The organism is Kutzneria sp. 744 (genome assembly GCF_000568255.1).
In the GTDB taxonomy this organism is placed as follows: Bacteria; Actinomycetota; Actinomycetes; order Mycobacteriales; family Pseudonocardiaceae; genus Kutzneria.
In genome coordinates, this window is sequence record NZ_KK037166.1 from 7,776,600 (window position 1) to 7,798,437 (window position 21,838).

Sequence of the window (21,838 nt, forward strand, 5' to 3'; positions counted from 1 at the left end):
CCGGCTGCGTCACGTGTTCGAGGTCGTCGAGGCGATCTCCGCGGCCGGCGGCAAGGCCGTGGTGATGAGCTACTGGAACCCGATCTACCACTACGGCGTGGACAAGTTCTCGCGTGACCTGGCCGCGGCCGGCGGCCTCGGCATCATCACGCCGGATCTCGTGCCGGACGAGGCCGAGGAGTGGATGGCGGCGTCGCAGGCCCATGGCCTGGACCGCATCTTCCTGGTCGCGCCGTCCTCCACCGAGGAGCGCATCGCCATGACGGCGGCCGCCAGCAGCGGCTTCCTCTACGCGACGTCGGTGATGGGCGTGACCGGCGCCCGGGAGGTCACCAGTTCCCTGGCCCCCGAGCTGGTGGCGCGGGTCCGCACGCACACCGACCTGCCGGTCGGCGTGGGCCTCGGCGTGAAGTCCGGGGCGCAGGCGGCCGAGCTGGCCGGCTTCGCCGACGCGGTCATCGTGGGCTCGGCCTTCGTGACCAGGTCGGCCGAGGGCGAGTCCGGCGTCGCCGCGCTGGCCAAGGAGCTGGCCGAGGGCGTGCGCAACCCGGCGGTCCCCGCTTTGTGACCTGATGCGGACCTGGCCGGGGCACAGCCGTCACACGGGCTCAAGTACGGTGGGCGCGTGGCGACGACCCTGAACCTGGCCAGCTTCCCCAGCCCGCCCCAGGGCGTGTGGCACCTCGGCCCCATCCCGATCCGGGCCTACGCGCTGTGCATCATCGTCGGCATCATCGTGGCGATCGTGTGGGGCGAGAAGCGTTTCCAGGCCCGCGGCGGCCAGAAGGGCTTCATCACCGACCTCGCGGTCTGGGCCGTACCGTTCGGCCTGGTCGGCGGCCGGCTGTACCACCTGGCCACCGACTGGCGGACCTACTTCGGCCCGGGCGGCAACCCGATCGGCGCCCTTGAGGTGTGGAACGGCGGCCTCGGCATCTGGGGCGCCATCGCGCTGGGCGGCGTCGGCGCGCTGATCGGCGCCCGGCGACGCGGTATCCCGCTGCCCGCGGTGGCCGACGCGATCGCGCCGGGCATCGTGCTGGCCCAGGCCATCGGCCGCCTCGGCAACTACTTCAACCAGGAGCTCTACGGCCGCGTCACCGATGTGCCGTGGGCGCTGGAGATCTTCAACCGGGTCGACCCGGCCACCGGTGTCGCCGACCCGATCAACGGCGTCGCGCAGGGCCCGGCCACCGAACTGGTGCACCCGACCTTCCTGTACGAGCTGCTGTGGAACATCGGCGTCGCGCTGCTCGTGGTGTGGGCCGACAAGCGGTTCAAGCTGGGCCATGGCCGGGCGTTCGCGCTCTACGTCGCCGCCTACACCGCGGGCCGGTTCTGGATCGAGCTCATGCGTGACGACACCGCCACGCTGGTGTTCGGCGTCCGCGTCAACGTCTGGGTCGCGGCGCTGGTGTTCATCGGCGCGGTCGTCTACATGGTCCTGGCGCGCAAGCGCGGGCCGCGTGAGGACCTGGTGGCCATTCGCGAGGCGCGCGAGGAAGGTCTGACCGGCGCTGCCGCCTCGGCCGTCGACAGTGACGCCGTTGAGGCCGACGCCGTCGAGGGTGAGGACGCCGAGCCTTCGGAGAAGGCGGTCGACGAGGAGCCCGCCTCGACCGACGAGGCCGAGGGCGACAAGGCCGAAGCCTCCGACGAGGCGACCCGCGTCGAAGAGGCGGCCGAGCGCAAGAGCTGAGGCGGCCTACCATCGCTGTCCATGCGGATCCTCGTCGTCGAGGACGATGACCGGGTGGCGCGGGGCCTGATGACGGCGCTGCGCCACGCCGGCTACGACGTCCATCGCGTGGCCACGGTGGCGGACGCGCTGAGCGCGCCCCCGGCCGACGTCGTGCTGCTCGACATGGGGCTGCCCGACGGGGACGGCATCGAGGTGCTGCGCCGGCTGCGGCGTGACTCGGGCACCGCGGTGATCGCCGTGACCGCCCGTGGCGAGGAACGCGACCGGGTGCTGGGCCTGCGTACCGGGGCCGACGACTACGTGGTGAAGCCCTTCGGCACGGCCGAGCTGCTGGCCCGCATCGAGGCCGTGCTGCGGCGCACGCGGACCGCCCGGGCGGAGGTCGTGGACGCCGAGCTCGTGCGGGTCGGGCCGTTGACGCTGGATGTCGCCACCCGGGCCGTCTCGGTCGGTGGTCGCGAGCTGGCGTTGACCCGCAAGGAGTTCGACCTGCTGTCACTGCTCGCCGCGCGGCCGGGGCAGGTGGTGAGCCGGGACCTGATCATGGACCAGGTGTGGCAGGCGTCGTGGGAGGCGCCGACGCGGACGTTGGACACCCATGTCGCGGCGCTGCGCGGCAAGCTCGGCGGCCGGGTGCGGATCGAGACCGTGCGGGGCGTCGGCTACCGCCTGGTGGGCTGATGCTGCGCCGGCTGCTGTTGGTGCTCGTCCCGCTGATTCTGCTGCTGGGGGCGGCGTTGGGCGTGCCGCTGGGCAATGCCGTCGCGGAGCGGGAGACCCAGACGACCTATCTGGACCGGCTGGCCGACGTGAGCCGGTTCGCGACCCTGGCCGAGACCGCGCTGACCTCCGACCGCACCGAGGCCCTGCAGGACGAGCTGAGCCGCTACGACCAGCTGTACGGCATTCCCGTGGCGCTGGTCCAGCCCGGCGGCAAGGTGTTGTTCGCGTCGCGGCAGCGGCCCGACCTGACCGATCCGGCCGTGGCAGCCGGGCTGACCGCCGCGTTTTCCGGCTATCGGCCCAGTCCGCCCGAGGCCGTGATGCCATGGGTGCCCGCGCCGCTGGTCGTCGTGGAGCCCGTGGGCCGTGACAGCGAAGTGGTGGCAGCGGTGGTGGCCGTGTCGCCGACCGACCGCCTGCGCGCGGACATCCTGTCCCAGTGGGGTTGGCGGGCGCTGCTGGGCATTCTGCCGCTGCTGGCCGTGATCGCCGCCGCCTGGCCGATCTCCCGGTGGATCCTGCGGCCCATCCGGCGGCTGGACGAGGCCACCGCGGCCATCGCCGGCGGTCTCGTCGACACCCACGTCGACGACGTGAGCGGTCCCCCCGAGCTCCGGCGGCTCAGCACTTCCTTCAACACCATGGTGGACGTCGTCAACACGGCCATGCGCCGGCAGCGCGACTTCGTCGCCGACGCCTCCCACCAGTTGCGCAATCCCTTGGCCAGCCTGCGATTGGCCGTCGACAACCTCGAACACCATCTGCCTCCTGGCGAGTCCGCGCGGGAGGCGCACCACGTCGCCGTGGAGGAGGCCCAGGAGATGGGCAACGTCCTCGATGCCCTGCTGGCCGCCACCCGTCTCGACGCCGCCGCCGAGACCGTCGACCTGGCGCTGCTGGTCTCCGTGCACCTGCCCAAGTGGCAGGCCCTCGGAGTCGCGGTGGAGACCGATGTTCCTGAGGGGCAACGGGTTCCGGTGTCCTACGGCAGCGTCCTGGACGAGCTCGTCGCCAACGCCGCCCGCCTTTCCGGCGGCACAACGGTTCGAGTGTTCTTTGTGGACGGTGCGCTGCACGTCGCCGACAACGGCAGCGGGCTGAGCGAGTCCGACCGCAACCTCGCCCTCGGCCGTTTCTGGCGCTCTCCCAAGCATCAGAACGTCAGCGGCACCGGCCTGGGCCTGTCCATCTGCGCCGACCTGGTGGCCGCCGCCGGCGGCACGCTCCGTCTGGACGACGCCGACCCCGGTCTGGACGTGGTGATCGTGCCGGCGGTTCACGCTCAGCCCCCTGGAGCGGTGAACCGGCCGGAGCCCCGGTCAGTAGTCGCTGACGCAGGCGCTGGCCACGTAACCGAAGCCGGCCTGCCGGTAGATCTCGATCCAGCCGTTGGCGTTGGTCTTGCCGCACGCGGTGTACCGGCCGCCGGTGCGCACCGGGTAGCAGCGCAGCACGTCGCCGCCGTGGACCATCGGCGCCTGCGCGGCGTAGTTGGTGCCGGGCCCGGTCCGGACGGTGAGGTTGGTGGTGACGACCCGGACGTCGCCGGAGCCCGAAGTGGGACAGGTGGCCGGGGTCGAGGCCGGTGCGGCGTCGGCGACGCCGCCGGCCAGTGCCGTGGCGCAGATGGCCGCGCCGACGGCGAGGGCGGCGATGGACTTCCTCATGGATTCCCCTCCAGTGGATTTCGAACGGGGTCGATCGTGCGGTGGGCCCGTGTCCGAACGGGGAATTCCGACCGAATCCGAACGCCGCCGAACGGCCGACTGGCTAGCGTGGGGGCCCGAGCCGAAGGGGGACGGCGCCATGGCCGACGAGCTGCCCGATCCGGGCCTCGCGCGCACGCTCGACGACCTGGTCGACGGCCTGCGGCGGCTGAAGGTCTGGGCCGGCGACCCCTCGTACGAGCGCATCACGGCCCGGGTCAACGCGGCCTGGCGGGAGGACGGCCGGCCCGATGGCGAGCTGGCCGGCAAGACCACGGTGGTGGACTGCTTCCGGTCCGGCCGCCGTCGGCTGAACACCGACCTGGTGATGGCGGTCGTGCGGGCGCTGAACCCGGACGTCGGCTACGAGGCACAGTGGCGGCAGGCGCTGCGGGTGGTCGGCGGTGAGGCGAGGGCGGCGGCGCAGGTCCGTGTGCACGCCGAACTGCCGCCGGATCTCGCCGACTTCGTCGGCCGTGGGCCCGAAGTGCGCCGGCTGAGGCAGGTGCTGGCCGAGAGTCGCCGCACCGGCGACGCCGTGGTGATCTCCGCGATCGAGGGCATGGCCGGCATCGGCAAGACCGAGCTGGCCGTGCGCGTCGGGCATCTGATGGCCCGGGACAAGCCGTTCGACCAGGTGCTGTTCGTCGACCTGCGTGGCTTCGACCCGGATCAGCCACCGGCCGATCCGGCCGCCGTACTGGACGGCTTCCTGCGCCTGCTCGGCGTGCCCGGCCACAAGATCGGGAACGGCCTGGCGGCCCGCGCCGCCGCCTACCGGGAACGGCTGGCCGGGGCCGAAGCGCTGGTGATCCTGGACAACGCGGCCGACCGTGAGCAGATCGAGCCCCTGCTGCCGGGGACCGCTGGATGCCTGACGCTGGTCACCAGCCGCCGGCGCCTCGACGGTGTCGCCGCGGTGACGAACGTCGTGCTGAGCCCGTTCACCCTGGACGAGGCGGTGACGTTCCTCGGCCGGATGCTGCCCGACGTGCCCGTGGGCGCGGACCCGACGGCCGCGGCCCGCATCGCCGAGCGCTGCGGCGGCCTGCCGCTGGCCCTCGACCTGATCGCCGGGCACATCCGGGCCACGCCCGGTTGGACGCTCACCGACCACGCCGAGCGGCTCGACGAACGCCACCGCACCCGGCGCATCGACGGCGGCGTCGAGCTCGCGTTCTCCCTGTCCTACCAACGCCTTCCGGCCGATCTGCGCCGGCTGCTCCGGCTCGCCGCGCTGCATCCTGGCCCTGAGCTCGACGTGCACGCGGCGGCCGCGCTGGCCGACATCGAGCCGTCCGCCGCGCAGGCCGGGCTGGACCACCTGCACCGCGACCACCTGCTGCAACGCGACGCGTCCGCCCGCTACACCTGCCATGACCTGGTCCGCTCCTACGCCGCCGCCCGCGCGGCCGACGAGGACCCGCCGGCCGAGCGCCGCGCCGCGCAGACCCGCCTGTTCGACCACTACCTCGGCGCGGCCGCGCTGGCCGTGAACACCCTGTTCCCGGCCGACGCGCTGCGACGGCCTGAAGCGCCTGCCACCCACCTGTCCGCGCTGAGCGCCCCCGACGCCGCCCGGGCCTGGCTGGACACCGAGCGCCCCAACCTGGTCGCGGTGGCGTCGCATACCGCCGACCACGGCTGGCCCAGCCACACGCTCCGGGTTTCCACCATCCTGTGGCGCTATTTCATCCACGGCTATCCCGCGGACGCACTGATCGTGCACGGCCACGCATACCGAACCGCGCGGAACAGCGACGATCCGGCCGCGCGGGCGCAGGCCACGATGGAGCTCGCGGCGGCCCACCTCCAGCTGAGCAATCTGGAGCAGGCGGTCGACCTGCTCGACCAGGTCCTGCCCCTGCTGCGGCAGACCGGCGACGTGGCCGGCCAGGCGCGGGCCCTGACCAATCTCGGCGTGGCCGACACCCGGCTGTGCCGCTACAAAGCGGCCGCCGACCACTACGAGCGGGCGGCGACGCTGTTCCGGCAGGTCGGCGACAAGGTGGGCGAGGCCCGGGTGCTGAACAACCTCGGCGCCGTGGAGGAGCGGCTCGGCCAGCACGAGTCCGCGGTCGAGCACCTGCGGCACGCCCTGGCTCTGTCTCGGGAGTTCGGCGACCGTGACGACGAAGCCTGGGCGTTGACCGGCCTCGCCTCGGTGGAGGTGAGGGCGGGGCACGGAGCTGACGCCGGACGCCATTTCGAGCAGTCGCTGGCGATCTTCCGTGAACTGGGCGATCGCGACGGCGAGGCGTGGGCGGTCGAAGGCACCGGCGCCCTGCACGCCTCGCTGGGCGAGCCGGCGCAGGCCGCCGAGCACTTCCGCCGAGCGCTGACGATCTTCCGCGAGATCGAGGACCGGGACGGCGAGGCCTACGCCCTCAACGGCCTCGGCGAAACCCTGGACGACGTCACGCACCACGCCGAAGCCCTGATCGTGGCGACGGAGATCAGCGCCCCGGACCAGCAGGCCCGAGCCCACGCCGGTCTCGGCCGAGGCCTGAAGTCCCGCGAGCACCTGGAACGGGCGCTGGCCCTGTACGCCGAGCTGGAATCCCCGGCGGCGGAGGACATCCGGCGGCTGCTGGAAACCTAGAGGACGGCCAACAACCGGGCGTAGGTCTCCGCGACGGTTCCGGTGTGGACGGTTAGGGCATGCGGCCGGGTCGGGACCAGCGCCAGCAGCCGGTCGTGCATTGTGGACAGTTCCAGCGGGTCGACGGCCTTGCTGGTATCGTCCCGCTCTTGGAACCGCCGCCGGGTATTCTCCTTGCTGTCCAACAGAATCACCTCGACGAAGTCGACGCCGACCTCGTCGGCCAGTGCCGCCAGCCGGTCGATGAACTCGACCCGGGCCAGGAACTGCGGCACCACGACGTCATGCCCGGACCGCAGATGCGTGCGGGCGGCCGCCACCGCCAGCTCCCGGGCCAGCCGACCGGCGCTGGTCGGATCGTCCTGCCAGCGGCCGAGCTGGGCCCGCAGCAGGTCGATGTCCAGGTTCAGGGCCAGCGGGTGCTCGTCGACGTAGCGAGCGGCCACTGTGGACTTTCCGACCCCGGGCGGGCCGTTGAGCAGCAACAGCATTCAGCGCTTCACGTCCCGGAACCAGCCGGCGGCGCCGGGGTGCAGCGGCACGATGCCGGTGGCGATCCCGGTCCGCACGTTGATGTGACTGGCCTCGGGATGGCCCTTGGTGATCGCGGAGACCTCGGTGAACACGGTCTCCGTCACGATGCGGACCACGTCGTCGCCGAGGTCGTCGCGGGTGAGCAGGAGATTGGGCACGGCCACGGTCTCGCACGGCGGCACATGGGCGTACGTGGTGGTGGGAATGGTCGCCGCCACGTAGGGCCCGGCGTAGTGGTCGGCCAGGAGGGCGGCCTCGGACTTCAGCGACACCAACCGAATGGCGCGCTTGCCGGCGAGATCGGTGATGGCCGGCGTCGGAATTCCGGTCAGGGTGAGCATGGCGTCCAGGGACCGGTCGGCCAGGGCGTCGGCCCCGGCGGCCTGGCTCATCTGACGGGCGATCGGCTTGACGCCGGTCAGCGACAGCAGCCGGTCGGAGGTGAAGCCGGTGCTGGAGCCGGGCGCGCCCAGCGACACGGTGCGGCCGTCGATGTCGGCGAAGGACTTGATCGGCGAGTCGTCCAGCACCACCAGGTGCAGGAAGCTGTCGTAGACGCGGCCGATGGCGCTCAGTCCGGCCGGGGCCTCGCCGGAGCTCTCCACGGCGTCGATGGACGCCAGCCCGAGCTGGCCGGCGCCCTCGCGCAGCAACTGGAGGTTGTCCACGGAGGACCCGGTCTCCCGGGCGGTGATGGTCGTGGTGGGCAGGTGCGGCCGCAGCGCCGACACCAGCGACGCCCCGAGCTCCCGGAACACCGCGCCCGGAGGTCCGGTCAGCATGACCAGTTTTTCCAGCTCGGGGGTGCGCGGCCCGGAGCAGCCGGCCGCCGCGGCGCCGAGACCCAGGGCGGCCAGTCCGCGCAGCAGCGCTCGCCGGTCGAGCATGGCTGGAAGGGTAGCCGTCAACGTCAGGTGAACCCAAAGTTTCGCCGGCCGACCTTGTCGCGCGGTATCTGTGTGCCAAGGATCACTGCAATTCCCACTGACGGGTGAAGGAGTAGGGCAATGTCGACGGTGACCACCGCCCGTAGACCGTGGTACCGCCAGCTGTATTTCTGGGTGATCGCCGCCATCGTGCTGGGCATCATCTTCGGCTTGGCCTTCCCCCACCAGGCGGCCGGCTCGAAATGGCTGGCCGACCTGTTCGTGAACCTGATCAGGATGGTCACCGCGCCGATCATCTTCCTCACCGTCGTGGTGGGCATCTCCAGCCTGGGCAACCTGGCCAAGGCCGGCGGCCTGGCGCTGCGGGCGATCGCCTACTTCATCGTCATGACGCTGGTGGCGCTGGTCATCGGCCTGGTCGTGGTGAACGTGCTGCAGCCGGGCCACGGCCTGAACCTGCACATCGACCCGAAGGTGGCCGACAGCACCCTCAAGCAGGCCGGCGCGGCCAGCGAGGGCGTCACCGAGTTCGTGCTCAGCCTGGTCCCGAGCTCGCTGGTCGGGGCGTTCACCCAGACCCAGCTGATCCAGGTGCTGGTGGTCGCGGTGTTCGTGGCGATCGGTCTGTCCGGCCTCGGCGAGCGCGGCAAGCCGATCCTGCGGGCGCTGGAGTCGTTGCAGGCCCTCATGTTCGGCGTGATCAAGGCGGTCATGTGGGTCGCCCCGATCGGCGCCTTCGGCGGCATCGCCTACACGGTCGGCGCGTTCGGCAGCAAGATCCTGGGCAGCCTGGCCTTCCTGATGGTCGCCTTCTACGTGACCTGCGTGCTGTTCATCGTGGTGGTGCTGGGCCTGATCGCCCGCTGGGTCGGCTTCAACATCTTCAAGTTCATCCGCTACATCAAGGACGAGCTGCTGATCGTGCTGGGCACCTCGTCCAGCGAGACGGTGCTGCCGCGGCTGATGACCAAGCTGGAGGCGGCCGGTGCGAGCCGCTCGGTGGTCGGTCTGACCGTGCCCACCGGCTACTCGTTCAACCTGGACGGCACCTGCATCTACCTGACCATGGGCGCGCTGTTCATCGCCCAGGCCACCGGCCACGACATCGGCATCGGCACCCAGATCGGGCTGCTGCTGTTCATGCTGATCTCCAGCAAGGGCGCCGCCGGCGTGACCGGCGCCGGCCTGGTCACCCTGGCCGCCTCGCTCAGCGCGTTCGGCACGGTCATCCCCGTCGTGGGCATCGCGCTCATCGTCGGCATCGACCGGTTCATGTCCGAGGCCCGGGCGCTGACCAACGTGATCGGCAGCGGCGTCGGCAGCCTGGTGATCGCCCGCTGGCAGGGCGAGCTGGACCGGGACCGCCTCAGGGAGGTCCTGGACAACCCGACCACCGTCGACGTCGAGCGCGAGGCCGAGGCGCTGGCCGGCACCCCGTAGGACACGCGCCGTCGCGGCCGAACCCCCGACTTCGGCCGCGGCGGGGCGATGCCGCGAAGGTCACAGGCAGGACCGGAGCGGCGGCGTGGGTCGTGGTGTCCCGATGCCGCGACCCACGCCTTCCAGACCCGGGTCGGCGGGCCGCCTCCTACAAGGCCCGCCGACCCTTCCCCTTCACTCGGTATCCGGTTCGTACGGGTACATGCAGTTGTAACGTCGGGTTGCTCCGATTGGGTCAAATCCCCTTATGGTCAATAACGCCATACGCCGGCTGCATCGTACTCTTCCGACGAGAGATGTGTTTGACAAATGCTTGACTATGCCGATAAGATCGCCTCAGGTGTTGGTCAGCACCCTATCCCCTTTCAGATGATATAGCATATGCACCTGTCCCCGAAATTTGATCCTGAACGGATCTGCACTTAACAAACGAAGTTCGACGAGAACTGACAAGCTTATCAATAACAGTATGCTCACAGCAGGAGCACTGCTTGAGCTGCGTAACAGTTTGTTCTACCTAGTGCAATTAGAGCTCCAGATACTGTCAATACAGGCATCTGAAATGTAACTCGTACGGGTACTTCCGAAGCGTCGGGTGGTCTCCGGACGGGCCCCCTGTCCCCGCCCGGGGCCATTCTCGGCTCATGCGAAGGCTCTACGTCTGGGTGTTGACGGCCATCGCGCTGGGGGCCGTGTTCGGGTTGGCGTTCCCGAAGCAGGCCGCCGGCTCGAAATGGCTCGCGGACCTCTTCCTCGACCTGGTCAAGGTCGTCACCGCGCCGACCATCTTCCTGACCGTCGTCGTCGGCATCGCCGGGCTGGGCAGCCTGGCCAAGGCCGGCGGCCTGGCGGCGCGGGCGATCGGCTACTTCATGGCCATGACCGCCGTCGCGCTGCTGCTGGGCCTGATCGTCGGCAACGTGCTGCGGCCGGGCGACGGCCTCGACATCGCCGCCGATCCCAATCTGGCCGCGACGACCATCAAGTCGGCCGAAGCCACCAGCACCAGCATCTCCGACTTCATCCTCGGTTTGGTGCCATCGTCGTTCGTCGGCGCTTTCACCGGCGGCCAACCGATCCAGGTGCTGGTGATCGCCGTGCTGGTGGCGACCGCCCTGAGCGGCCTCGGCCAGCGGGCGGCTCCGGTCGTGCGAGCGCTGGAGACGTTGGCACAGCTCATGTTCCAGCTGATCAAGGTCATCATGTACGTGGCCCCGATCGGCGCGTTCGGCGGCATCGCCTACACCGTCGGGGCTTTCGGCGGCCGGGTGCTCGGCAACCTCGCGCTGTTGGTCGTCACGTTCTGGGTCACGTGCATCGTCTTCGTGGTGGTGATCCTGGGCGCGGTGGCCAAGTTCGCCGGCTTCAACATCTTCCGGATGATCCGGTACCTGTCCGACGAGATCCTGATCGTGGTCGGCACCTCCTCCAGCGAGACGGTCCTGCCGCGGCTGATGACCAAGCTGGAGAACGCCGGCGTGAGCCGCTCGGTGGTCGGCATGGTGGTGCCGGCCGGCTACTCGTTCAACCTCGACGGAATATGCGTCTACCTCACGCTGGGCGCGCTGTTCATCGCCCAGGCCACCGGGCACGCGGTGAGCGTGCCGACGCAGATCGGCATGGTGGCGTTCATGCTGATCTCCAGCAAGGGCGCGGCCGGCGTCACCGGGGCCGGCCTGATCACCCTCACGGCGTCGTTGCAGGCCTTCAACAACCCGGCGATTCCCGTTGTGGGCATTGCCCTTCTGGTCGGCGTCGACCGGTTCATGTCCGAGGCCCGGTCCACCATCAACGTGATCAGCAACGGCGTCGCCACCCTGGTGATCGCCCGCTGGCAGGGCGCGCTGGACCGCGACCGGCTACGGGAGGTGCTGACTCACCGCCGGGCCGGTGAGACCACCAGGCTGCCGTCCGGAGCGGTCAGCACGGTCACGGACGCCGCGTAGTGACGGGAGAGGCGGTCGGCGGTCAGCACCTCGGCCGGTGTGCCGACCGCCGCCACCTCGCCGCCGTCGAGCAGCAGCACCCGGTCCGGGTACTGGGCGGCGAGGGTGAGGTCGTGCAGGGTGCTGACCACGGTGGCGCCGTCGGCCTTCCGCAGCTGGTCGACGAGCTCCAGCAGGGACTGGGCGTGACCGATGTCCAACCCGGTCGTCGGCTCGTCCAGCAGGAGCACGCCGGCCTGCTGCGCCAGTACCCGGGCCAGCACGGCCCGCTGCCGCTCGCCGCCGGACAGCGTCCTGAGTGGACGGTCGGCCAGCGCTTCGAGGTCCAGTCGTTGCAGCGCACCGGAAACCAGCTCCAGATCGGCCCGGCCCTCGCGACCCAGCGGCCCGAGGTGCGGGGTCCGGCCCAGCAGCACGTAATCGGTGACGGTCAGGCCCTCGGGCAGCGAAGGCGTCTGCGGGGCGTAGCCGATCAACCGCGCCCGCTCGCGATGTCCCAGCGCCGCAACGGATCGACCGCCGACGAACACGTCACCGGTGGAGGGGACCAGGCCGGCCGCCGCCTTGAGCAGCGTCGACTTGCCGGCCCCGTTCGGCCCGATGATCGCCAGCCAGCTGCCGGCCGGCACGTCCACGCTCACGTCCCGCACGACCGGGCGACCCCGATAGCCGGCGGTCACGGCGGCCAGCCTCAGCGCGGTCACGACTGTCGCCTCCGGAGAACCAGAACGAAGAACGGCGCGCCGGTAAACGCGGTCACGACGCCGACCGGCAATTCCGCCGGGGCCAGCGCGGTGCGGGCGACGATGTCGGCGAGGATGAGGAAAATGGCCCCGCCGGCCAACGACAAAGGAACCACAACGCGGTAGCTGGCCCCGAACAGCAACCGAATCACGTGCGGCACAACGATTCCCACGAAGCCGATCAATCCGCTCACCGATACCGCCGCCGCCGTGGCCAACGACGCCGCGGCGAGCACCACCAGGCGCACCATCCCGGGGCGCACCCCCAGTGACGTGGCCTCCTCGTCGCCCAGCGTCAACACGTCCAGCAGACCCGAACAGGTGCACAGCACGACCAGGGCAACCGCCAGATAGGGCAGCGCGGACAGCACCTGGCCCCATCCGCTGGTGGACAGTCCACCCAGGATCCAGCCGTAGACCTGTTGCAACGTCAGGGTGTTGAGCTGCTGCACGAACGTCTGCACGGCCGTCAGGAATGACGCGACGGCAACCCCGGCCAGCAGCAGCGTGGCCGTGCCGGCGCCCGCGGAGCGGCCGAGTCCCCAGGTCAGGGCCACGCCGCCGAGCGCTCCGACGAACGCCGCCGCCGGCAGGAACGCCACGCCCGCCCCGGGAACGAGCACGACGACGATCGTCACGACCATGCCGGCGCCGGCGGCGGCGCCGAGCAGGTAGGGGTCGGCCAGCGGGTTGCGGAACACCCCCTGGAACGTCGCCCCGGAACAGGCCAGCGCCGCCCCGACCAGGCCGGCCAGCACCACCCGCGGCAGCCGCAGTTGCCACAGGATGGCCGATTCCTGCTCGCTCAGCGGGGAAGCCCCGCCCGGTCAGCTGGGCCCAGACCTCGGCCAGCACCCGCTGCCAGCCGAGGTCGATCGCGCCCAGCAGCACGGCGCCGATCGTCACCGCGACCAGCAGGAGCGCGGTGACGACCAGGTGCCACCAGGCCAGCCGGGTCGGCTTGGCCATGTCGGTCAGGAGACCTTCTGCACGGCGACCGCGACCGCCTTGACCAGGTCGACCACGCGCGGTCCCCAGCGGGAGGCGACGCTGTCGTCCAGCGCGACGACGTTCCCGTTGCGCACGGCTTTCAGCGTCGACCAGCCCGGCCGCGCGGCCACGGTCGCCGCGCTCTGCTGGCAGCACGTGGTGTCGGCCAGGAAGATCAGATCCGGGTCGGCGGCGACGACCTTCTCCGCCGACAGCTGCGGATAGTCGCCGGCCCCGCCCGCGGTGTCGGCCACGTTGCGCAGGCCGAACAGGCCGTACACCTGGCCGTCGAAGGTCTTCGAGGTCACCGTGTAGCCGTCCGCGGACAGCTCGTGGAAGTAGCTCAGCGGCTTCTTCGGCGTCCTGGCCACCACGTCCGCGATCTGCGACTTCATCCCGGCGACCAGCTTGTCGGCCTCGGCGGTGTGCCCGGTGGCCTTGCCCAGCAGCGAGATCTGCCCGTAGGCGTCGTCGAGCGAGTCCGCCGCCTTGAGCAGCAGCACCGGTACCTTGAGCTGCTCCAGCCCGGAAACGACGTTGTTGGTGTCGGAGTAGACGATCACCAGGTCCGGCTTCTTGGCCGCGATGGCCTCGACATTCGGCTTGTACGCGTCGATGTCGCCGCGCGGGGCCGAGGCCGGGTAGTCCGAGAGCTTGTCCACCGCCGCGACCTGCTGACCGGCGCCGATGGCGAACAGGTCCTCGGTGCTGGCCGGGCTCAGCGACACGATGTGGGCCGGCCGGGCGGCGATGGTCACCGCCTTGCCCCCGGTCGGGGTGACGGTGACGGGGAAGGCGGTGCTCGGCGCGTTTGTGCTGGCCGGAGGGTCGCTGTGGGTCGCGCAGCCGGTCAGGGCGAGCGCGGCCGCGACAACGAGGACGGGCATTGTGCGGTTCACAACCGGACGCTATCAAGCGACAACGGACTGTGATCGGAATCACCATGGAACGGGGCGGTTCGCACGGCGGGCATGACGGCCATGTGTCGGCTATGCTTCCCGGACCACGCTTTCTGGTTGAGGTCCGAGGCAATGTCGTCCGGGTAGCCCAGATCGTTACGGACCGTGGTTCGAGATCACCCGTTTGATGGTGCCTCGGCGTTTCGTGACTGTTAAGGTTTTGTCAACCACGGGCCATCGTCGTCCCGAGATGCGCAAGCAAAGGACGACGAGGGAGGTCTCGAACCGTGACGATCTTCTCCGCCCTTCCCGGCCGTCAGGGCCTGTACGACCCGAGCGCGGAACGGGATGCCTGCGGTGTGGCCATGGTGGCCGACATCAAAGGGCGGCGGTCGCACGGCATCGTGGTCGATGCCCTGACCGCGCTGGCCAATCTCGAGCACCGCGGGGCCGCGGGTGCCGAGCCGACCAGTGGCGACGGAGCGGGCATTCTGCTCCAGGTGCCGGACGCCCTGCTGCGGGACGTGTGCGGGTTCGCGTTGCCCAGGGCCGGCGACTACGCCGCCGGGATCGCGTTCCTGCCGGCCGACGCCGAACAGCGGGCCAGGGCCGTCGAGCTGATCGAGCGGATCGCCGCCGAGGAAAGCCTGGATGTGCTGGGCTGGCGCGATGTTCCCGTCAACCCGGACGCCGCCGACGTGGGCCCGACCGCGCGTTCGGTGATGCCGCACTTCGCCATGCTGGTGGTGGCCGGCGTCGCGGACGCCGACGGCAACCGTCCGTCCGATGTGGACCTCGACCGGCTCACCTTCTGCCTGCGCAAGCGGACCGAGCGGGACAGCGTGGTCGCCGGCGTCGGCGCCTACTTCCCGTCGCTGTCGGCGCGCACCCTGGTGTACAAGGGAATGCTGACCACCGGCCAGCTGCCGGCGTTCTTCCCCGACCTGGTCGACGAGCGGCTGACCAGCGCCATCGCCCTGGTGCACAGCCGGTTCTCCACCAACACCTTCCCGTCCTGGCCGCTGGCCCACCCGTTCCGCTACGTGGCCCACAACGGCGAGATCAACACCATTCGCGGCAACCGGAACCGGATGCGCGCCCGGGAGTCGCTGCTGGCCAGCGACCTCATCCCCGGCGACCTGGCCCGGCTGTACCCGATCGTCGACGGCGAGGGCTCCGACTCCGCCTCCCTGGACGAGGTGCTGGAGCTGCTGCACCTCGGCGGCCGGTCGCTGCCGCACGCGGTGCTGATGATGATCCCGGAGGCGTGGGAGAACCACGCCACCATGGATCCCAAGCGCCGCGCCTTCTACCAGTTCCACGCCAGCCTGATGGAGCCGTGGGACGGCCCGGCCTGCGTGACCTTCACCGACGGCACGCTCGTCGGCGCGGTGCTGGACCGCAACGGCCTGCGCCCGGCCCGCTGGTGGCGCACCGACGACGACCGGGTGGTGCTGGCCAGCGAGACCGGCGTGCTGGACCTGCCGCCGCACCGCGTGGTGGCCAAGGGCCGCCTCCAGCCGGGCCGTATGTTCCTCGTGGACACCGAGGCCGGCCGCATCGTGGACGACGACGAGGTCAAGGCCGGGCTGGCCGAGAGGCAGCCGTACGACGAGTGGCTGCACGCCGGCCTGCTGGAGCTGGCCGACCTGCCCAATCGCGAACACGTTGTGCAGAGCCACGAATCGGTGGTGCGCCGGCAGCTCACCTTCGGCTACACCGAGGAAGAGCTGCGCATCCTGCTCGGCCCGATGGCCGAGAACGGCGCCGAGCCGATCGGCTCCATGGGCTCGGACACCCCGATCGCCGCGCTGTCCAAGCGATCCCGGCTGCTCTACGACTACTTCGTGCAGAACTTCGCGCAGGTGACCAACCCGCCGCTGGACGCCATCCGCGAGGAGATCGTCACCTCGGTGTCCCGCGTGATGGGCCCGGAGCAGAACCTGCTCGACCCGGGCCCGGCCTCGTGTCGGCACATCGGGCTGCCGTACCCGGTCATCGACAACGACGAGCTGGCCAAGCTCATCCACGTCAACGACGACGGCAACCTGCCCGGCTTCGCCTGCACCGTCCTGTCCGGACTGTACGAAGTGGACGGTGGCGGCGCCGCGCTGGCCCACGCGATCGAGCGGGTGCGCCGCCAGGCGTCCGAGGCGATCGCCGCCGGCGCGAGGACCTTGGTGCTGTCGGACCGGGACTCCGACCACCGCATGGCCCCGATCCCTTCGCTGCTGCTGGTTTCCTCGGTGCACCACCACCTCGTGCGCACCAAGGAGCGCCTGCGCGTGGCGCTGGTCGTCGAGACCGGCGACTGCCGCGAGGTGCACCATGTGGCGCTGCTGCTGGGTTACGGCGCCGCCGCGGTCAACCCGTACCTGGCCTTCGAGACCATCGAGGACCTGATCAGCCAGCACGCCATCGCCGACCTCGACCCGAGGGTGGCCATCCGGCGCTACATGACCGCGCTGGTCAAGGGCGTGCTGAAGATCATGTCCAAGATGGGCATCTCCACCGTCGGCGCCTACACCGCGGCCCAGGTCTTCGAGGCCGTCGGCATCGCGGAACCGTTGCTGGACGAGTACTTCACCGGCACGCACTCCAAGCTCGGCGGCGTCAGCCTGGACGAGCTGGCCGCCGAGGTCGCCGTCCGGCACCGCCGCGCCTACCCGGACAACCCGGCCGACCGGTCGCACCGGCGCCTCGAGGTCGGCGGCGAGTACGCCTACCGCCGCGAGGGTGAGCTGCACCTGTTCACGCCGGAGACCGTCTTCCTGTTGCAGCACGCGACGAAGACCCGTCGGACCGAGGTGTACAAGGCTTACACCGACGAGGTGGAGCGGCTGGTCCGCGAGGGCGGCGGCCTGCGCGGCCTGTTCAAGTTCGCCTCCGACCGCACCCCGGTGCCGCTGGCCGAGGTGGAGCCGGTCGAGTCGATCCTCAAGCGCTTCAACACCGGCGCCATGTCGTACGGCTCGATCTCGGCCGAGGCGCACGAGACGCTGGCCGTGGCCATGAACCGCATCGGCGGCCGGTCCAACACCGGCGAGGGCGGCGAGGACCCCGAGCGCCTCTACGACCCCGAGCGGCGTTCGGCCATCAAACAGGTCGCCAGTGGGCGGTTCGGCGTCACCAGCGAGTACCTCGTGCACGCCGACGACATCCAGATCAAGATGGCGCAGGGCGCGAAGCCCGGCGAGGGCGGGCAGCTGCCCGCGCACAAGGTGTACCCGTGGATCGCGCGCACCCGGCACTCCACGCCGGGCGTGGGGCTCATCTCCCCGCCGCCGCACCACGACATCTACTCCATCGAGGACCTGGCCCAGCTGATCCACGACCTCAAGAACGCCAACGAGCAGGCCCGCATCCACGTGAAGCTGGTCTCCGAGCTCGGCGTCGGCACGGTCGCCACCGGTGTGGCCAAGGCCCACGCCGATGTGGTGCTGATCTCCGGGCACGACGGCGGCACCGGCGCCTCCCCGCTGAACTCGTTGAAGCACGCGGGAACGCCGTGGGAGATCGGCCTGGCCGAGACCCAGCAGACGTTGATGCTCAACGGTTTGCGCGACCGGATCACCGTGCAGGTCGACGGAGCCATGAAGACCGGCCGCGACGTCATCGTCGCCGCGCTGCTGGGCGCCGAGGAGTACGGCTTCGCCACGGCCCCGCTGGTGGTGGCCGGCTGCGTGATGATGCGCGTGTGCCACCTGGACACCTGCCCGGTCGGCGTCGCGACGCAGAACCCCGTGCTGCGCGAGCGGTACACCGGCAAGCCGGAGTTCGTCGAGCAGTACTTCCGTTTCGTGGCCGAGGAAGTGCGGGAACTCCTGGCGGAGCTCGGATTCCTCACGCTGGACGAGGCCATCGGGCACGCGGAGCTGCTCGACACCGACGAGGCCGTGGAGCACTGGAAGGCCAAGGGGCTCGACCTGTCCCCGGTCTTCGAGGTGCCGACCGCGACCCGCTACGGCTCGGCCCGGCGGCGGCTGCGCGGCCAGGACCACGGCCTTGAGCATGCCCTGGACCGGACGCTGATCCAGCTGGCCGAGGCGGCCCTGGAGGACGCCCACCCGGTGCGGCTGGAACTGCCGGTGCGCAACGTGAACCGCACCGTCGGCACCCTGCTCGGCTCAGAGGTGACGCGGCGCTACGGCGGCGACGGCCTGCCGGAGGACACCATCCACGTCGCGCTGACCGGCTCGGCCGGCCAGTCGCTCGGCGCGTTCCTGCCGCGCGGCGTGACCATGGAGATGGTCGGCGACGCCAACGACTACGTCGGCAAGGGCCTGTCCGGCGGGCGGATCATCGTGCGCCCGCACGAGGACGCGCCGTTCGCCGCCGAGCAGCAGGTGATCGCCGGCAACGTGATCGGCTACGGCGCGACCGGCGGCGAGATCTTCCTGCGCGGCCGGGTCGGCGAGCGGTTCTGCGTGCGCAACTCCGGCATGGTCGCGGTGGCCGAGGGCGTCGGCGACCACGCCTTCGAGTACATGACCGGCGGCCGCGCCGTGGTGCTCGGGCCCACCGGCCGCAACCTCGCGGCCGGCATGTCCGGCGGCATCGCGTACGTGCTCGAACTGGACCCGATGCTGGTCAACGGCGACATGGTCGACCTGCAACGGCCCAGCGGCGACGACCTGGGCTGGCTGCGGGAGACCGTCGAGCGGCACCACAAGCTCACCGGCTCCGCCGTGGCGGCCTCGCTGCTCGGCGACTGGCCGCGGCGTTCGGCCGGCTTCACCAAGGTGATGCCGCGCGACTATCAGCGTGTGCTGGAGGCGATGCGACTGGCCCGCGCCCAGGGCCGCGACGTCGACGAGGCGATCATGGAGGCGTCCCGTGGCTGACCCCAACGGCTTTCTCAAGTTCACCCGCGGCGACGCGCCCAAGCGTCCCGCCGGCGAGCGGATCAACGACTGGGACGAGGTCTACGCCCGCCAGCCCGCCGCCGAGCGGGACCAGCAGGTGCGGACCCAGGCCGGGCGCTGCATGGACTGCGGCATCCCGTTCTGCCACTCCGGGACCGCGGGCTGCCCGCTGGGCAACCTGATCCCCGAGTGGAACGACCTGGTGCGGCGCGGGGACTGGTCGCAGGCCGGGGATCGCCTGCACGCCACCAACAACTTCCCCGAGTTCACCGGCCGGCTGTGCCCCGCCCCGTGCGAGGCCGCCTGCGTGCTGAACGCGACCCCCGCCGCCGGCGGCGCCGTCGCGATCAAGCGGGTCGAGCAGACCATCGCCGACGTGTCGTGGGAGAGCGGCCTGGTGCCGCCGCGGCAGGCCGCCGTCTCCTCCGGCAAGCGGGTCGCCGTCGTCGGCTCCGGCCCCGCCGAGCTGGCCCCCGCCCAGCAGCTGACCCGGGCCGGGCACGACGTCACCGTGTACGAGCGGGACGACCGGCTCGGCGGGCTGCTGCGGTACGGCATTCCCGAGTTCAAGATGGAGAAGAAGGTGCTGGACCGGCGGCTCGCGCAGCTGCGGGCCGAGGGCACCCGGTTCGTCACCAGCTGCGAGGTCGGCGTCGACCTGACCGTCGAGCAGCTGCGTTCTTCCTACGACGCCGTGGTTCTGGCCGTCGGCACCCTGCGCGGGCGGGACGCGCCGGAGATCCCGGGCCGTTCGTTGAGCGGCGTGCACATGGCCATGGAGCACCTCGTGCCGGCCAACCGCGCGTGCGAGGGCGACGGGCCCACGTCGGTCGACGCCGCCGGCAAGCACGTCGTGATCATCGGCGGTGGCGACACCGCCGCCGACTGCCTCGGCACCGCGCACCGTCAGGGCGCTGCTTCCGTCGTGCAGCTGGACCAGTATCCGGAGCCACCGTCCACTCAGGACTTCGCGGTGTCCCCGTGGCCGACCTGGCCGCTGCTCATCCGCAACTACCCGGCCCACGACGAGGGCGGTTCGCGCAAGTTCTCCGTTGCCGTGCAACGCTTCGTCGGCGACGAGGACGGCCACGTCCGCTCCATCGAGCTGCGCCAGGTCCGCGTCGGCCGCGACGCCGACGGCCGCCGCGTCGTCGAGCCCGTCTCCGACGAGGTCGAGGTCATCCCGGCCGACATGGTCCTGCTGGCCATCGGCTTCGAGGGCGTCGAGCACATGCCGCTGCTGGACGGCCTGGGCATCCCCCTGTCCGGTCGCGGCACCCTGTCGGTCGACTCCGCCTGGCAGACCTCCACCCCCGGCGTTTTCGCCTGCGGCGACGCCCACCGTGGGGCCTCTCTGGTGGTGTGGGCCATTGCTGAGGGCCGTTCCGTGGCCAATGCCGTGGACAGCTTTTTGACCGGTTCCTCGGAACTGCCGTCCCCGGTGCAACCCAATCTGCTGCCGCTGGCAGTGGTCTGACCACCGGTTATGCTCGGTTTATGACGTGAATGGGCGGGACCGGAATCCGGTCCCGCCCATTTCGTTGTCGGCCGACAATTCACCGGAATTGTCCTGCCGGCGGTCGGTCTAGCGGTGCCTGGCCCGTGCGGCGGCATGGGTGGCGGCCCCGCCGCCGACCAGAAGGATGACCGCCGTCAGGGCCCAACGGCGCTGTTTCGTGCGTTCCTCATGATTCGCGGAGGCCGCCGGCCTGACCTGTGCCGCCGTCCACGGCTTGGCCTTCGTCGGCACGACTACCGGCCGTTGCGGCGATGGCGGCGGGACCACCACTGCCGAGGTCGGGGCGGGTGACGGCGGTGGCGGAGGCGGTGGCGGGGTGGTTGTCGTGGGCGTCGTCGTGGGCGGAGGGGGTGTGGTCGTCTTGAGGGGAGGCGGTGGCGGCGGGGGAGGCGGCGGTGGCGGAGTGGGCATGCCGAGGCAGCCGGCGGCGTCCGACGTGCCGACCGCCGGCCCGGACGACACCTCGCGGGCCGGGCCGCCGCGGGGGATCGCGAACAGCCGGCTGCGGTGCCCGTCGTCGTTGTCCAGCACGTAGAGCGTGCGGGACGAGTCGATGACGGCGGCCCCGTAGCTGGAGCCGTGCGCCGGCAGGCCGTCGGGCGTGGCCACCACGCGCACGGTGCCGCTGCTCGGGTCGACGCTGACCACGGTCGGCCGGCCGTGCGTGGCGTTGACGCCGTAGAACAGCCCGTCCACCGGGTCGACGGCGAAGTCGTCCAGGCCGTCCGCGCCCGGCCGCATCCGCACCACCCGCGTCACGCTCAGGTATGTCCGGCTCGACGGCGCGACGTCGATTGTGAGCAGCCGGTCGTCCAGGCGGACCACCAGCGTGCCGCCCAGCGCCGCGCCCGCGGTGGCCAGGGCGAGGCCGCCCCGCGGCACCCCGGCCGGATAGCCGAGGTCCCTGATTCCACCCGATCGGTCTATGCGATAGAGGTGGCCGTGGTCCCCGATGCCGTACACCAGATCCTGTGACGAGACGTAACCCACCGCGTTCAACTCGATCGGCGCACTGTGCAGCACCCGTTCGGCGCCACCCGGCAGGCTGACACTCGAAAGGGTGGTGCCGATACCGTGCTCACCCGTACGGACCAGGATTGCCTCACACACGGTGGGCGTTACCGCGTCCGATTGGGGTGTGAACAGCGCCGCTATCGCTAGAACGGGTAATAGCACGCCCGTCATGCGGAGAATCCTGGTCACACCACACCGATTTCCTGTTTCAACGAGTTGGCGGATACGGTCCCCACCGTAGACGGTGCTTGAATCGGCTGTCAGCACA

General features: G+C 70.9%; 14 protein-coding genes and 2 pseudogenes. 9 read left to right on the plus strand and 7 right to left on the minus strand.

Annotated elements, in window-relative coordinates:
- The 4 genes and pseudogenes from trpA to KUTG_RS64280 all read left to right on the plus strand — a co-directional run.
- Positions 1–568: tryptophan synthase subunit alpha (gene trpA, locus KUTG_RS35825; RefSeq protein ID WP_043723176.1), on the plus strand; the 568-nt coding region annotated here is incomplete at its 5' end.
- 57 nt (positions 569–625) lie between these two features.
- Positions 626–1,699, plus strand: coding sequence for a prolipoprotein diacylglyceryl transferase (gene lgt, locus KUTG_RS35830; protein ID WP_043723179.1), 1,074 nt, complete (start codon positions 626–628; stop codon positions 1,697–1,699).
- A 21-nt stretch (positions 1,700–1,720) separates the two neighbouring features.
- Positions 1,721–2,383 (plus strand): response regulator transcription factor, encoded by a 663-nt coding sequence (locus KUTG_RS35835; protein WP_043723180.1) that lies wholly within the window; start codon positions 1,721–1,723, stop codon positions 2,381–2,383.
- 362 nt (positions 2,384–2,745) lie between these two features.
- Positions 2,746–3,615 (plus strand): annotated as a pseudogene (locus KUTG_RS64280) (sensor histidine kinase); the annotation flags it as partial.
- 129 nt (positions 3,616–3,744) lie between these two features.
- Here the strand turns inward: KUTG_RS64280 and KUTG_RS62030 are convergent.
- Positions 3,745–4,092 carry an SH3 domain-containing protein gene (locus KUTG_RS62030; RefSeq protein WP_043723183.1) on the minus strand — a complete coding sequence of 116 codons (348 nt, stop codon included), beginning with the start codon at positions 4,090–4,092 and terminating at the stop codon, positions 3,745–3,747.
- 139 nt (positions 4,093–4,231) lie between these two features.
- Between KUTG_RS62030 and KUTG_RS35850 the strand changes: the two genes are divergently transcribed.
- On the plus strand, positions 4,232–6,733 hold the full coding sequence (locus tag KUTG_RS35850) for a tetratricopeptide repeat protein (RefSeq protein WP_052396763.1): 2,502 nt from the start codon (positions 4,232–4,234) through the stop codon (positions 6,731–6,733).
- On the opposite strand, the gene KUTG_RS35855 is transcribed toward KUTG_RS35850, so the two are convergent.
- Both KUTG_RS35855 and KUTG_RS35860 read right to left on the minus strand, forming a co-directional pair.
- Entirely contained in the window at positions 6,730–7,224 is a 495-nt protein-coding gene (locus KUTG_RS35855) for an AAA family ATPase (protein WP_043723184.1), read from the minus strand. The two genes, KUTG_RS35850 and KUTG_RS35855, sit on opposite strands and share 4 nt — an antisense overlap.
- Positions 7,225–8,154, minus strand: coding sequence for a TAXI family TRAP transporter solute-binding subunit (locus KUTG_RS35860; RefSeq protein WP_043723186.1), 930 nt, complete (start codon positions 8,152–8,154; stop codon positions 7,225–7,227).
- A gap of 120 nt (positions 8,155–8,274) precedes the next feature.
- Here KUTG_RS35860 and dctA point away from each other — a divergent pair, with 120 nt between their 5' ends.
- The gene (gene dctA, locus KUTG_RS35865; RefSeq protein ID WP_052395777.1) at positions 8,275–9,594 is read left to right on the plus strand and encodes a C4-dicarboxylate transporter DctA; all 1,320 of its coding nucleotides are present in this window, start codon (positions 8,275–8,277) and stop codon (positions 9,592–9,594) included.
- Between the two features lie 644 nt (positions 9,595–10,238).
- Positions 10,239–11,540, plus strand: a complete 1,302-nt coding sequence (locus tag KUTG_RS35870) for a cation:dicarboxylate symporter family transporter (RefSeq protein WP_052395778.1) — start codon at positions 10,239–10,241, stop codon at positions 11,538–11,540.
- Here KUTG_RS35870 and KUTG_RS35875 read toward each other — a convergent pair.
- The 3 genes and pseudogenes from KUTG_RS35875 to KUTG_RS35885 form a co-directional block, all read right to left on the minus strand.
- Positions 11,471–12,244 carry an ABC transporter ATP-binding protein gene (locus tag KUTG_RS35875; protein WP_043723188.1) on the minus strand — a complete coding sequence of 258 codons (774 nt, stop codon included), beginning with the start codon at positions 12,242–12,244 and terminating at the stop codon, positions 11,471–11,473. The two genes, KUTG_RS35870 and KUTG_RS35875, sit on opposite strands and share 70 nt — an antisense overlap.
- Positions 12,241–13,252 (minus strand): annotated as a pseudogene (locus KUTG_RS35880) (FecCD family ABC transporter permease). Before KUTG_RS35880 ends, KUTG_RS35875 begins: the two are co-directional and overlap by 4 nt.
- Positions 13,253–13,257: 5 nt before the next feature.
- Positions 13,258–14,172, minus strand: a complete 915-nt coding sequence (locus tag KUTG_RS35885) for an ABC transporter substrate-binding protein (RefSeq protein WP_043723189.1) — start codon at positions 14,170–14,172, stop codon at positions 13,258–13,260.
- A gap of 287 nt (positions 14,173–14,459) precedes the next feature.
- On the opposite strand from KUTG_RS35885, the gene gltB reads away from it, so the two are divergent.
- Positions 14,460–19,016, plus strand: a complete 4,557-nt coding sequence (gltB, locus tag KUTG_RS35890) for a glutamate synthase large subunit (protein WP_255360957.1) — start codon at positions 14,460–14,462, stop codon at positions 19,014–19,016.
- Positions 19,009–20,514 carry a glutamate synthase subunit beta gene (locus tag KUTG_RS35895; protein WP_043723191.1) on the plus strand — a complete coding sequence of 502 codons (1,506 nt, stop codon included), beginning with the start codon at positions 19,009–19,011 and terminating at the stop codon, positions 20,512–20,514. The genes gltB and KUTG_RS35895 overlap by 8 nt, the downstream gene beginning before the upstream one ends.
- A 108-nt stretch (positions 20,515–20,622) precedes the next feature.
- Here KUTG_RS35895 and KUTG_RS59310 read toward each other — a convergent pair whose 3' ends face one another.
- Positions 20,623–21,579, minus strand: a complete 957-nt coding sequence (locus KUTG_RS59310; RefSeq protein ID WP_157494986.1) for a DUF6923 family protein — start codon at positions 21,577–21,579, stop codon at positions 20,623–20,625.
- Positions 21,580–21,838 lie beyond the last annotated feature (259 nt).

Excerpts from the sequence above, each read along its gene's own strand:
- KUTG_RS35835 (WP_043723180.1), top strand. The coding sequence starts at position 1,721 with ATGCGGATCCTCGTCGTCGAGGACGATGACCGGGTGGCGCGGGGCCTG.
- KUTG_RS62030 (WP_043723183.1), bottom strand. The coding sequence starts at position 4,092 with ATGAGGAAGTCCATCGCCGCCCTCGCCGTCGGCGCGGCCATCTGCGCC.
- KUTG_RS35850 (WP_052396763.1), top strand. The coding sequence starts at position 4,232 with ATGGCCGACGAGCTGCCCGATCCGGGCCTCGCGCGCACGCTCGACGAC.
- KUTG_RS35855 (WP_043723184.1), bottom strand. The coding sequence starts at position 7,224 with ATGCTGTTGCTGCTCAACGGCCCGCCCGGGGTCGGAAAGTCCACAGTG.
- KUTG_RS35860 (WP_043723186.1), bottom strand. The coding sequence starts at position 8,154 with ATGCTCGACCGGCGAGCGCTGCTGCGCGGACTGGCCGCCCTGGGTCTC.
- dctA (WP_052395777.1), top strand. The coding sequence starts at position 8,275 with ATGTCGACGGTGACCACCGCCCGTAGACCGTGGTACCGCCAGCTGTAT.
- KUTG_RS35870 (WP_052395778.1), top strand. The coding sequence starts at position 10,239 with ATGCGAAGGCTCTACGTCTGGGTGTTGACGGCCATCGCGCTGGGGGCC.